This is a genomic window from Aeromicrobium panaciterrae (assembly GCF_031457275.1).
In the GTDB taxonomy this organism is placed as follows: Bacteria; Actinomycetota; Actinomycetes; order Propionibacteriales; family Nocardioidaceae; genus Aeromicrobium; species Aeromicrobium panaciterrae_A.
This window is the reverse complement of sequence record NZ_JAVDWH010000001.1, coordinates 1,439,840-1,452,723: the sequence shown is the minus strand read 5'-3', so window position 1 is coordinate 1,452,723 and position 12,884 is coordinate 1,439,840. Positions and strand designations below refer to the sequence as shown.

General features: G+C 63.3%; 10 protein-coding genes. 3 read left to right on the top strand and 7 right to left on the bottom strand.

Features of this window, described 5'->3' with window-relative positions; translation table 11 throughout:
* Positions 1 to 60: 60 nt before the first annotated feature.
* Positions 61 to 2,652: a DEAD/DEAH box helicase gene (locus tag J2X11_RS07550; protein ID WP_309968839.1), complete on the top strand. Its 2,592-nt coding sequence runs from the start codon at positions 61 to 63 to the stop codon at positions 2,650 to 2,652.
* Here J2X11_RS07550 and J2X11_RS07545 read toward each other — a convergent pair.
* The 4 genes from J2X11_RS07545 to J2X11_RS07530 all read right to left on the bottom strand — a co-directional run bounded on the left by J2X11_RS07545 (position 2,649) and on the right by J2X11_RS07530 (position 6,597).
* Entirely contained in the window at positions 2,649 to 3,908 is a 1,260-nt protein-coding gene (locus J2X11_RS07545; protein WP_309968837.1) for a histidine-type phosphatase, read from the bottom strand. The genes J2X11_RS07550 and J2X11_RS07545 overlap by 4 nt on opposite strands.
* Positions 3,909 to 3,954: 46 nt before the next feature.
* Complete coding sequence (locus J2X11_RS07540; protein WP_309968833.1) at positions 3,955 to 4,506, bottom strand: nuclease-related domain-containing protein; 552 nt, start codon at positions 4,504 to 4,506, stop codon at positions 3,955 to 3,957.
* A 100-nt stretch (positions 4,507 to 4,606) separates the two neighbouring features.
* Positions 4,607 to 5,218, bottom strand: a complete 612-nt coding sequence (locus J2X11_RS07535; protein WP_309968829.1) for a nuclease-related domain-containing protein — start codon at positions 5,216 to 5,218, stop codon at positions 4,607 to 4,609.
* Positions 5,219 to 5,352: 134 nt separating this feature from the next.
* On the bottom strand, positions 5,353 to 6,597 hold the full coding sequence (locus tag J2X11_RS07530) for a histidine phosphatase family protein (protein ID WP_309968826.1): 1,245 nt from the start codon (positions 6,595 to 6,597) through the stop codon (positions 5,353 to 5,355).
* A gap of 103 nt (positions 6,598 to 6,700) precedes the next feature.
* Between J2X11_RS07530 and J2X11_RS07525 the strand changes: the two genes are divergently transcribed.
* Positions 6,701 to 7,270: a hypothetical protein gene (locus J2X11_RS07525; RefSeq protein ID WP_309968823.1), complete on the top strand. Its 570-nt coding sequence runs from the start codon at positions 6,701 to 6,703 to the stop codon at positions 7,268 to 7,270.
* 55 nt (positions 7,271 to 7,325) lie between these two features.
* Here J2X11_RS07525 and J2X11_RS07520 read toward each other — a convergent pair whose 3' ends face one another.
* The 3 genes from J2X11_RS07520 to nrdR form a co-directional block, all read right to left on the bottom strand.
* Complete coding sequence (locus J2X11_RS07520; RefSeq protein ID WP_309968821.1) at positions 7,326 to 7,487, bottom strand: hypothetical protein; 162 nt, start codon at positions 7,485 to 7,487, stop codon at positions 7,326 to 7,328.
* 181 nt (positions 7,488 to 7,668) lie between these two features.
* Positions 7,669 to 10,560, bottom strand: coding sequence for a vitamin B12-dependent ribonucleotide reductase (locus J2X11_RS07515; RefSeq protein WP_309968816.1), 2,892 nt, complete (start codon positions 10,558 to 10,560; stop codon positions 7,669 to 7,671).
* Positions 10,561 to 10,676: 116 nt separating this feature from the next.
* On the bottom strand, positions 10,677 to 11,168 hold the full coding sequence (gene nrdR, locus J2X11_RS07510) for a transcriptional regulator NrdR (protein ID WP_309968813.1): 492 nt from the start codon (positions 11,166 to 11,168) through the stop codon (positions 10,677 to 10,679).
* A 406-nt stretch (positions 11,169 to 11,574) separates the two neighbouring features.
* Between nrdR and J2X11_RS07505 the strand changes: the two genes are divergently transcribed.
* The gene (locus J2X11_RS07505; RefSeq protein WP_309968807.1) at positions 11,575 to 12,825 is read left to right on the top strand and encodes a choice-of-anchor P family protein; all 1,251 of its coding nucleotides are present in this window, start codon (positions 11,575 to 11,577) and stop codon (positions 12,823 to 12,825) included.
* Positions 12,826 to 12,884 lie beyond the last annotated feature (59 nt).

The following is a 12,884-nucleotide window of genomic DNA, read 5'->3' as shown; positions in this document are numbered from 1 at the left end:
CCCCGTGAGATGAGGACTCCCCGTTTTGGTCCGTTTGGCCGCGTGCGGGACAATGGAGGGATGCCCACATCGACTGATTTGCGCCTATTGCTGCGCTATCCGGTCGATTTCGAGGTCGCGGAAGATCCGGCGGAATCGCGCTTCGTATTTCACGGTCCAGATGGCGAACAGCGGGCCACTGCGAGCGAGTCGATTGGGCCGCTGAGCCAGGGCATCCGTGCCATGTCGGCACACGCTTCGGTACGCGCGTGGGCGACGCCGGCGATCCTCGCCCTGCGCATCATGGCCAAGGGCAACCTCGGCTCCCCCGAAGCCTCCGAGCTCTCGCAGCTCCAACAAGCCGCGACCGCGATCCCAAGCGGAGGCGCGAAGGTCCAGGCATTCCTCAAGGCGCTAGCCGTCGACGCTCCAGCGGCTGCATCCACACCGCAGCGTCAGGCGTACGTCTCTCCCCGTGCTGCATCGCCACGCGAACGCGAGCGGCTGTTCTCGTACATCTTCGAGGTCTCCTTCTTGTACGAGTCCGAGGAGCTGGAGGACGGCACTGTCCGGATCGCGGAGATCGACCTCCGCATCAAGCCGCGTGACAGCTCGTTCGGTGCCGCGCGTGCCAGTGACGTGTGGTCGCAGGACAACCACCACCTCGGCCCGGGCGTCCGCCAGGCAACCCGCACGATGCTCACCCGCACCGCCGACACATGGCCGCCCGCGGCTCGACTGCTCGCGGACATCTCGAAGGGCTCGGTTCGAATCACCGCCGACGAGCTCGCACTGCTCGGCGACGGTCGTACGGTTTCGCATCTGATGGCGGCACATATCGACGTACGGTGGCCGCCCGATCTCGTACGTACGCTCGAGACCAAGGCTGTTGTCGGGCGCCAGGAGGCTCCTGGTTCAGAACGGGCCAAGGCGTTTGCCGCAGATCAGCTGTTCAGCTTCGATTGGCAGGTCGCGCTCGGCGACAAGACACTCACAAAGGCCGAGCTCGACCAGCTTGCTGCGTCGCAGACTGGCTTGCTCAAGCTCCGCGATCAGTGGGTGTTCGTCGATCCGCGCCGCCTGCAGCGCGTGCTCGAGCGTGGCACTCGCACCATCACCTCGGGAGAAGCGCTGCGTGCTGCCGTCTCCGGCACGCTCGTGGTCGACGGGCTCAGCACTGAGGTCGACACGATTGGCTGGCTCGAGGACCTGCGCCGCAAGCTCGCCACCCAGGACCGCGACATCATGCCCGCAGTGCAGCCGCACGAGCTGGACGGCACGCTGCGCGAGTACCAGCTCCAAGGCCTGCAGTGGATGACGCAACTGGTCGACCTCGGACTTGGCGGAATCCTCGCCGACGACATGGGTCTCGGTAAGACGGTCATGTTGATCGCTCTGCACCTGCAGCGCGCGCGTACGACCACAGCACCGACGCTCGTCGTCGCCCCCGCATCCGTGCTCGGCAACTGGGAGCGCGAGATCAAACGCTTCGCGCCGGGCGTCAACGTACGCCGCTATCACGGTGCCGGCCGCCGTCTCGATGGCGTGAAGGACGGGTTCGTCGTCACGACGTACGCGACGATGCGCGCTGACGCCGACTTCCTGCGCTTCCACCAGCCCGGCTGGGGTCTGGTCGTCGCCGACGAAGCGCAGAACGTCAAGAATCCTCGCGCCCGTACGGCACAGGCACTGCGCACTATCCCCGCCGAGGCCAGGCTCGCGCTGACGGGTACTCCGGTCGAGAACAACCTCTCCGAGCTCTGGGCGATCCTCGACTGGACGACGCCGGGACTGCTCGGCACCTACGAACAGTTCCGCGTGCAGTGGTCACGACCGATCGAGGCGCGACGCGACAAGGCGAAGGCTGCGGGTCTGTCACAGCTGATCCGCCCGTTCGTGCTGCGTCGACGCAAGTCTGACCCCGGCATCGCTCCGGAGCTGCCGCCCAAGATCGAGACCGACCACTCGGTCAACCTCACCCGCGAGCAGGTCGGCCTGTACGAAGCGGTCGTCCGCAACACGCTCGCCGAGATCGAAGCCGCCGTAGGCATCCAGCGCCGTGGCCTCGTGGTCAAGCTGCTCACCCAGCTCAAGCAGATCTGCAACCACCCCGCGCATTTCCTGCGCCAGTCCGACGGTCGTCTGCCAGGTCGTTCCGGCAAACTCACCGTGTTTGACGAACTAGTCGAGGAGATCGTCGCCGAGGATGGCGCGGTGCTGGTGTTCACGCAGTACGCGCAGATGGGCCGACTGCTGTCGCGGCACCTGGACGAGAAGAAGATCAAGAGCCAGTTCCTGCATGGCGGCACCACGATCAAGGCGCGCGAGAAGATGGTGCACAAGTTCCAGGGCGGCGAGGTGCCCGTCTTCGTACTCTCGCTCAAGGCAGCCGGCGTCGGGCTCAACCTGACCAAGGCTGATCACGTGATCCACTTCGACCGCTGGTGGAACCCGGCCGTTGAGGACCAGGCCACCGACCGTGCTCACCGCATCGGCCAGACCAAGAACGTGCAAGTACACCGCCTGATCAGCGAGGGCACGATCGAGGAGTCGATCGACGAGCTCATCCGCTCCAAACGATCGCTGGCTGATGCCGTCGTCAATGGCGGCGAAGGTGCGCTGACGGAACTGTCAGACGCCGAGCTCGCCAAGCTCGTGAAGCTGCGCCACTAAAGCAAGCAATCCTTGAGCTCCGCGACGGTGTAGAAGTAGCCGTTCGGGACAGTCGGCGTACACGACGCGCGGAACTTCTTGGGTACCTCGTTGAATCGCATCGTCACCAGCGTGGGGCTACCTGACTTCTTGTACGCCACCCACTCGGTGCTTCCAGCCGGCAAAGCAGCGATGCGGCCGCGCCACGGATTGTTCGATCGGGTGTAGTAGCTGCTGGCGGACGCATGCTGATCGCTGCCCGGGACTCTGATCAGCGCCGCGAACGGAACCGTCGTCTCGCCGTGCCCGTGCCTGAATACCGCCGCGGTCGAGCCACCCGCAACGCGCGCGTCGAGTCGGGCGAAGAAGTCGTTGAGCAGCGGCTTGGCTGCCCGGTACGAGTTGGTCTGCCCGGCAACGCCCGGACCGTACTCATAGAACTTCTCCGCGTCCTTCACATACCCGAGCACGACCGCGTCGGCCACCGGCACGTAGTCGTTGAACGTCACGTCTGTGTCGTCGGCCATGCCGGGGCCGGTGGAGTAGATCACGTAGATGTCGAGCGCAGCGGCCACCGGAGCATCAAGGCTGTCGACGTACGACTTCGTGTACATCGTGCGAAGTACGTGCTTGGCCGCCAAACGGACGTCGTACGAGTTCTTGATCTTGGCTATGGCCGAGCGTCCTGCAGATGTTGAGCCGACGGGGAGCTCGAGGAGGGCCTTGGCTTCGTCCTCGACTTTCGGAACATAGGTCGGCAGACCCGGGATCACAGATTTGATGCCGGCGCTCATGGCGGTGGCACTCTGCCTGGTGCGCGTGTACGTCGATGTCACGTACGCGATTTGATCGGGCGCAAGACTGGAGAAGAAGGGTTCGTAGTTCTCGGCGGTGCGCTTCCCGATCCCCGTCCATTCGGCTTTGCCGATCGTGGTCAGTCGGCCGTATCGGACGACTCCTTCAGCCTCTTGGAAGTCTGCGAGGTCATCGTCGAATGACTGACCGATGGTCGTCAGCTTGCCCTTCGACTTTGCCGTGTTCCAAATCTTCAGAGCGCGCGTCTCGGCGGAATTGCTCGTCATGGACCGGGAACCGTGACGTCCGACCGTCTCGATGAACACCATGTCGTAGCCGGCAGGCGGGGTCAGCGGCGTGGCCGCAGGATCGAGATACGGCGTCTGGTTCGCGTACGGCGACTCAGGGATGGCGTGCGCAGGACCTGCGAGCGCGACAGCCAGAACGGCACACGCTGCGCTGAGCTTGAACGCCTTCGACATGGATCCCCCGGACGGTATGTGGGCTTTGAGTCTACGGCGAAGAGGATCAGGCGGGCGGGAACTGTTCGCTGAGGTAGGTGTGCAGCTTCGCGCGCTTGTCGGCCGTCAGCGGACCGCGACGCTTGAGCATCTTGGCGACCCCGTGAAGCGTCGTCGCGGGCACGTCATCGACCACGAGGCGACCGAGCGGCAGGTCAGCGTTCATGAAGCAGAACGCGCCTGACACCGGTGCGTCCGGCATCGGGCCGACGTCCACTGCCTCACGTACGGCTTCGATGTGGCGCCGCATTGAGTCCGCGAGCCCTGGACGCGCGCGGCCGTTCACGACGAACGAGTCGCGCGCGCGGTTGGCGCGCACCTTGCGTCCCCAATAGTCCTTGGGGTCGAGTACGAAAACGCCCGAAGCAGCGATCACGATGATGTCGACCTTGGCGGTGCCAACTCGACGCTTGAACAGGAACTGGACCGAATTTCCCAGTGTGCGCGTGAGCATTCGCGCGGCCTCGCGCTCGCCCGTATCGGTGTAAGAAAACGGTGCGGTCGACTTGAACTCGCGTTCCAACGACATTTCCGGCGTGCGTGAGTCGCTCGCGTCCATCGGGGCTCCCTCCCGCGTTCTTGCTGTGTGAATTCTCGGGGAGGTTGAGCACTCTGTCCAATCGAAACGTCAGAGAAGACAGCGTTTGAGCTCTGCGGCTTCAGGCCGGCGGGAATTGAGTGCCCAGATACTGATGGAGTGCTGAGCGATCCTCAGGCGTCAGAGGACCCGAGCTTGTCAGCATCTTCACCACACCACGCGGTGTCGTTGCAAGCACGTTGTCGACGACCAAACGGCCCCATGGCAATTCAGCCCCGATGAAGCAGTACGCCGCCGAAACCTCCGCCGCGGGGATCGGTCCCTCAGAAACGGCAATAGCCACGGCATCGATGTGACGCCTCATTCCGAGTGCGAGGGCAGGCCGCAACCGGCCGTCGACGACAAAGTTGTCCCCGGCCTTGTTCGATCGAATCCGCTTGCGTGAATACGCCTTTGGATCGATGACGAAGACGCCGCCCGGCGCGATCGCGATGATGTCGATATCGCCGCGCTCGCTGCCGTTGCCCACACGTCGGTTGTAGAGGAAGCTCACGCAGTGGCCTAGCTCTCGATTGAGTTTCCTGGCCACCATCCGCTCCCCTGCCGCGCCCTTGGCGAATGCCGTGACGGTGTGCGGTGGCTCAACCGTTCCGATCAGCCAGCGGCCGATCCACGGATGAGCGGCAGTGATGCGCGCGCGACGCTCGGCGACGCGCCCCTGGTGCGCGGCCAACCGCTTTTCGTACTCTCGTTGCAAAGACGCTCCGGGCGTCCCTGACTCCCTGATACTCATCTCGGGTCTCCCTCCCGCAATGCTTGATTTGAGTCTCCGGGAGATTGACTCCTAGCGTCGTGAAATGACGAAAGTCAGCGCAGGCAGCGCTTGAGCTCGGCGACTTGGTAGAAGTAGGGCTCAACCGCCTTGCAGCCCTTGCGAAACTTCACCTGCTGCTCGTTGTAGCGCATCGTCACGAGTACGTCCTTAGCCGCGTTGCGGTAGGCGACCCACTCGACGTTGCCGGCGAGCCTTCCGGCGACGCTCCCCCGCCAGGGGTTGTTCTCGTAGGTGTAGACATCGCCCTTGGCGGCCTGCTTCTCGCTGCCTGGCAACCGGAGCAGGGCCGCGAACGGCATGATCGTCTCGCCGTGCGCGGGCCTGAACACCGCGGCTGTTGAGCCGCCCTTGATGCGCTTGTCGAGTTCAGTGAAGAAGTCGGCGAGGATCGGCTTCGCCTGGCGGTACGAGAAGTCCTGCCCGGCGATGCCGGGCCCGAAGCCGTAGAAGAGCTGCGCATCGGTGGCGTACGCGAGCACCTTCGCGTACTTCAGCGCTACATACTTCTCGAACGTCACGTTGGTGTCGCCCTGCATGCCGGGTGCGGTCGCGTACACCTTGTAAATGTCGAGTGCTGCGTCCACCGGGTCCTCGATGCTGTCGACATATGTCGGCGTGTAGAGCTCGCGGAGCAGTCCTTTGGCCGCGTCGACGACGGCATTGCTCGCCAGGATCTGGTTGACCGCATGGTTCGCCTCGATGGTCGATCCGCGAATGATCAGCAACCGCAGGTCGACGAAACGCTCCGAGAGCTTGAGGTCCGGGACGACCTTCTTGAGGCTCCCGATCATCGCGTCAGCGCTCTCTTCGGTGCGCTGGAACGTCGTCACTTTGTAGGCGACTGAGTCGCCGTCGGCGGTGGCCTTCTTGAGGTAGTCGCCGTAGTTGTCTGCCGTACGTCGCCCGATCCCGGCCCATTCAGCTTTGCCGAGCTGACTCATGTTGCCGTAGCCAATCTTCTGCTCGGCCTTCTGGAACGCCGTGAGATCTTCGTCGAACGTCTCGCCGACCTGCGTCAATGCGTTCTGCTTCTTGGCTGCATTCCAGATCTTGCGGGCTCTCGCCTCGCCAGCGGAACTGGTGAGCGTCCGGGACCCGTGTCGCCCGAGGTTCTCGATGAAGATGGGTTCGTAGCCATTCGGCGCCGCTTTGATCGGCGACGACAAAGCGTTCCCGTACGGGACTTCCTTGTTGTAGCGGCCGTCATCGGGAGCCGCGCTCAGCGACGACACAAGCGTGCTGAGGAGCGTCACCAGCGCTGCAAAGAAGTTCACCATGTCGTCACCACTGTATGGATGCGATCTGACCACGAGACGGACGCGACAACACCCGGCGGGTTAACTGCGAGCGAACAATCTCTGACGTGGGAAGGTGTTGCCCATGACGACTCCCAAGGGCGCTGGATTCATCGCTGCCGTTGCCATCCTTTCTCTCACGGTCATCCAGCTCGTTGTCGGTGCGTTCGGCGGCTTCGATCAGTTCGAGGGCAAGGGATTCGGCTACCGGCTGATCGTCTACCCGATCCTGATGCTGATCGTCCCGTTCATCTGGTGGCGGAAGTCGAAGTCAGCCGACCTCCCCTGGGGCGCATTCGCGCTGATCATGTCCCCATTCCTGGTCGACGTCACCGGGAACACGCTCGATCTCTACGACTCTGTGGACTGGTGGGACAACGCCAACCACTTCTTCAACTGGACGCTGCTCCTGTGGGGCTGCGGACTCCTCCTGCGCCTCATCTGGACCGGCCCGACCTGGGCGCTCGTCCTCACCATCACCGGCCTCGGCGCGATCCTGGCTGTCGGCTGGGAGATCGGTGAGTGGTACACGTTCATCCGCCGCGGCACAGAGCTCGACGGAGCGTACGAGGACACCCTCAGCGACGAGCTGCTCGGCACGCTGGGCGCACTCGTGGCTGCACTGATCGTGGGGCGTCGCCGAAAGGCGGACTGAACGCATTCCGGCCGCACACCGTGATGGTGTGCGGCCGGAGAGGCGTACTGCTGGCTCAGTGGAACGTGTCAGCAGCGTTCTTGTTGGTGACCGTGAAGTCGAAATTGTCCTTGTCCACATCGTCACGGTTCGCTTGGCTGTGCTCGAAGGTGTCCTTCACGGCGAACTTGTCCTTGCCCTGGCTGTGCAAAGCAGCGTCATCACAGCGGATGAGCAAGTCGAGCTGATAACAGCAATCCGTTTTCGCAACGAGGCAACGCACATGAATGCGTCACCACCCTTGCGCAATGCGCGGAGCCTCGTCCAGTTGATCCTCGAAGTGATTGAACGACTCCGAGGCATCAACTAAGGAGAAGGGGATTTAGCCCGAAACGGGCGTCCATCCCCTTCCCGTCTGCTCAGCTGCAGCCGCTCGTGCTGCCGCAGCCTTCGCAGACGTGGCAGGAGCCGGCGGGGCGCATCTTGGTTCCGCAGGTCATGCAGAGCGGCGAGTCGACTGCGGAGCCGGTGATGGCCTCGAAGAGCTCAGCGCTCGTGTGAGCCGTTGCCGGAGCCGGCTTGGCTTCGATGACTACGTCGGTCACCTTGGGTGCTTCGGCTTGCGCCCCTTCGCTCGCAGAGCTCGCTCCCGCGACTTCGTCGCTAGGGGACGGGCTTTCGATCAGCTCGGCGGCTGTGCTGCCTGCGCTGATGGGCTGGTGAGAGCCAGTGTCGAGGTAGCGCTGACGCTCGTCGGCGGAGTGGATGCCGAGAGCTGAGCGAGTCTCGAAGTCCAAGTAGTCCAGGGCCAGGCGACGGAACGTGTAGTCCATGATCGACTGGCTCATACGGACATCCGGGTCGTCGGTCAGACCGGCCGGCTCGAACTTCATGTTGGTGAACTTCTGAACGAAGGTCTCCAGCGGCACGCCGTACTGCAGCGAGATGCTGATCGCGATCGAGAAGGCGTCCATCATGCCGGCGAGGGTCGAGCCCTGCTTGCCGAGCTTCATGAAGATCTCGCCGAGCTGACCATCTTCGTGAGCACCCGAGGTCATGTAGCCCTCGGCACCACCCACGGAGAAGGACGTCGTGATCGACTGACGCGACTTCGGCATCTTGCGACGGATCGGCTTCTCGACGATGACCGTCTTGACCTCAGCGTCAGAACCACCGGACGACTTGGCTTCCTTGCCGTCCGAGAGCGGCTGACCGACCTTGCAGTTGTCGCGGTAGACCGCGAGCGCCTTGAGGCCGAGCTTCCAACCCTGGAAGTAAACATCCTTGATCTCTTCGACCGTGGCGTTCTCCGGCAGGTTGACCGTCTTGGAGATGGCACCCGACAGGAACGGCTGGCACGCAGCCATCATGTGCACGTGGCCCATCGGAGCGATGGAACGCTGGCCCATGGCGGTGTCGAAGATCGAGTAGTGCTCGGTCTTGAGACCCGGCGCGTCAACGACGTGACCGTTCTCGCCGATGAACTCGACGATCGCTTCGATCGTCTCGCCCGTGTAGCCGAGCTTCTTGAGCGCAGCCGGGATGGTCTGGTTGACGATCTGCATCGAACCGCCACCGACGAGCTTCTTGAACTTGACCAGCGAGAAGTCCGGCTCGATACCGGTCGTGTCGCAGTCCATCATGAAGCCGATCGTGCCGGTCGGTGCGAGCACCGACGCCTGGCTGTTGCGCCAGCCGTTCTTCTGACCGATCTCGAGGTTGAGCTTCCACTGCTTGGCAGCCTCACGGTGTACGGCGATGTCCATCGCGTGCAGCGTGCGAATCTCGTCGTTGGCGGCCTGGTGCTTGCGCATCACGCGCTCGTGCGCCGAAGCGTTGAGCTGGAAGCCGTCGTACGGGCCGACAACACCGGCAACCTCAGCCGAGCGACGGTAGGACGTACCGGTCATCAGCGAGGTGATCGATGCAGCCAGCGCGCGGCCACCGTCGGAGTCGTACGCGAGACCCGACGCCATGAGCAGCGCGCCGAGGTTGGCGAAGCCGATGCCGAGCTGGCGGTAGGCACGAGTCGTGTCACCGATCGCCTCGGTCGGGAAGTCCGCGAAGCAGATCGAGATGTCCATCGCGGTGATGATGAACTCGGTCGCCTTGACGAACGTCTCGGTGTCGAACGAGCCGTCGTCCTTGAGGAACTTCAGCAGGTTGAGCGAGGCAAGGTTGCAGCTCGAGTTGTCGAGGTGCATGTACTCGGAGCACGGGTTGGACGCTGTGATGCGGCCAGCCTCGGGCGACGTGTGCCAGTCGTTGATCGTGCCGTCGTACTGGATGCCGGGGTCGGCGCACGCCCAGGCGGCGTGAGCGATGTCGTCCCAGAGCTTGCGGGCGTCGACGGTCTCGATGATCGAGTTGTCCGTACGAGCGCGGAGACCGAACTCGGTGCCCTGCTCGACTGCCTGCATGAACTCGTCGTTCACGCGGATCGAGTTGTTGGCGTTCTGGTACTGGACCGACGTGATGTCGGCGCCGCCGAGATCCATGTCGTAGCCGGCATCGCGGAGGACGCGGATCTTGTCTTCCTCGCGCTCCTTGGTGTGGATGAACTCTTCGATGTCCGGGTGATCGACGTCGAGGACGACCATCTTGGCCGCGCGGCGCGTGGCGCCACCGGACTTGATGGTGCCCGCCGAGGCGTCAGCACCACGCATGAAGGAGACGGGGCCGGAAGCCGTACCGCCCGAGGAGCGGAGCAGCTCCTTGGAGGAACGGATGCGCGAGAGGTTGAGGCCAGCGCCTGAGCCGCCCTTGAAGATCATTCCCTCTTCGCGGTACCAGTTGAGGATCGAGTCCATCGAGTCATCCACCGCAAGGATGAAGCAGGCGGAGACCTGCTGGGGGCTCGACGTACCGACGTTGAACCACACCGGGCTGTTGAAGCTGAAGACCTGGTGCAGGAGCATGTGCGTCAGCTCGTGCTCGAAGATCGTGGCCTGCTCCTCGTCGGCGAAGTAGCCGTTGTCGCGGCCAGCCTGCGTGTAGGTCAGGACGACGCGGTCGAGCAGCTGGCGGAGGCTCTGCTCGCGCTCGGGCGTGCCGACTGCACCACGGAAGTACTTGGTGGTGACGATCGTGGAGGCGTTAACGCTCCAGAAGTCGGGGAACTCCACGCCGCGCTGCTCGAAGACGTTCTCGCCGGTCTTCCAGTTGGTCTGGACGACATCGCGACGCTCCCAGGTGACGGCGTCGTACGGGTGTGTGCCGGGGGTCGTGTAGACGCGCTCGATCGTCAGCTGCTTGCCCTTGTTGCGTGTCTTGCGCGAGGACCCGGTGGGCCCGTTGACCGTCTCCGTCATGGGAGTGCTCCTAAATGTCTGTGCTTGCGGTGGGGGGAGGTGGGTGTTGCTGGTCTTGCTGGTGCGGCGGTTTCGATACGGTCCTCGTTCCTCGGACCTACTCAACCGGCGAACCTTTAAGTCTTGTGTTGCTGTGCTGTGTGTTCGGCGAGCTCGCCATCGGCCGTGGCCGACATGATGCTGGCGATCTCGGCGGCGAAGTCGTCTGCTGACTCGAACGCCTTGTAGACGCTCGCGAAACGCAGGTATGCGACTTCGTCGAGGCTTTTGAGTGGTTCGAGGATGGCGAGGCCGACTTCGTGGGCCGGCACCTCTGCACATCCCGAATCGCGGAGGGTGTCCTCGACCTGCTGGCCGAGTCGTGCCAAGTCGTCATCGGAAACCGGTCGGCCCTTGCAGGCCTTGCGGACACCGGCGATTGCCTTGTCGCGGAGGAAGGGCTCAGTTGCTCCCGAACGCTTGACCACGGTGAGCTGCATTTGCTCGATCGTGGTGAAGCGCTTGTTGCAGTCAGAGCACGAACGACGGCGGCGGATGGCTCCACCTTCGTCGGCGACACGGCTGTCCAGGACTTTGGTGTCGGTGTTCTTGCAGAACGGACAATGCATCGCGTGCTCCTCTCCCCATACAAAAGGATTGTCAAAGGGCTGTTCTGAGTCATAAAGTCCTCCGTTTTGGGGAGAACCTGTGGAAACCGTGTGGATTCCGAGCTATTTCGGTGTGTAACCCGTCCCTACCTGTGGAACTAGATGTGGACGAACAACAACGGTGTAACTACTAGATGTAGTGCCACTGTACGCCCGAGGTGTGGCCCACGCAACACAATTCCAGAAGGTGCCCACACTTTTTCTGGGGTGCCCTGAAACCGCAGGTCAGATGCGATTTCAGCGACAAAATTGCGGCGTGTCGTGACGCAAGACACGCACTGTTTACGTAAACGGGCGTGACACCCAACCGTGGCCGTCGTTTTTGACGTTAGACACAACAAACTTGGCCACGCTCGAGGGAGCAACGATGACCAAAGCACGCTTCGCGGCAGCGACCTTGGCGATCCTGATCGGGATCGCCTCCTTCGTCTCCGCGCCTGCCATGGCAGCGACGTCGAGCTTCCACTACACGGGGTATGCCGCCGGATCGAAGGTTGTGCTGCTCGGTGGCGTCGTGCGTTCGGACTTCACGTCGGCTTCCGCTCTTGATGGCACCGAGGTGCCGGTTCACCACAGGAACACGCTCGCCTCGGTCGAGGTCGGCAAGCTCGCGTCCGTCGGAGCCATCTCGACGTCTGCCTCCGCTGTTGCAGCGGGCGATGGTGCCGCGACCGAATACACCGCGACGACCGCCAAGGTCTCGCTCCTCGATGGGCTCATCAAGGCTGACGCCATCGAGACGATCAACAAGTCGACGGTCAACTCCACGACGAAGACTGGCGGCGTCGACACGACGTTTGTGAAGCTCGAGATCGCCGGCACGGTCCTCCCCCTCAAGATCAGCAAGAACTTCACCGTCACGATCCCCGGCATCGCCCGCGTCGTTCTCAACGAGTCGAAGACGGCGCCCAACGGCAACGGTCTGATCACTGAAGGCTCGGCGATTCACGTCAACCTGCTGGCCGATCGCGACAACGCTCCCGCCGGCAGCACGATCATCATCAACCCGACTCGTACCCAGAACGGACCCACCGGCACCGGTACGCCCATCGGCGGTCAGGCGTACGTGACCTCGGTGCACGCGAGCGTCGGTCCGGCGATCCAGGCCAAGTCCGGCCCGACTGCTGCGATCGGCGTACCTGCGATTGGTACCGGCGGCACCACGATCTACAACAGCACGCTCGCCGTGGATCTGCCCAAGCTTCTGTACGTCGGTGCGGTCGAGTCCTCGGCGACTGGCACCACGACGGCGGCTCTGCAGGACTCGTCCACCACGGCTCAAGCCGCTCGGGTCAACCTGCTCAACGGTTTGATCACGGCTGACGCGGTGAAGGCGTCGTCTCGTACGAAGAAGGTCGGCAGCGCCGCCGAGACCTTGGAGCAGTCGACGTCGTTGGTCAACATCAAGCTGGCCGGCATCCCGCTCAAGCTCGATCCCAAGGCGAACCTGGTCATCAACATCCCGGGACTCGTCAAGATCGTCGTCAACGAGCAAGTCACCGTCGGTGGTCGCAAGACCGTCACAGGTCTGCACGTCACGCTCCTCGCACCCGCTGGCGGGTACGGCGTCGGCGCCGATGTGCGCGTGGCCGTGGCCAGCTCCTGGATCGGCAAGTAGCAGCAACTCAGGATCTGCGGTTCGCCACGGCGCTGACGCGCTATCGTGGCGCATCATCG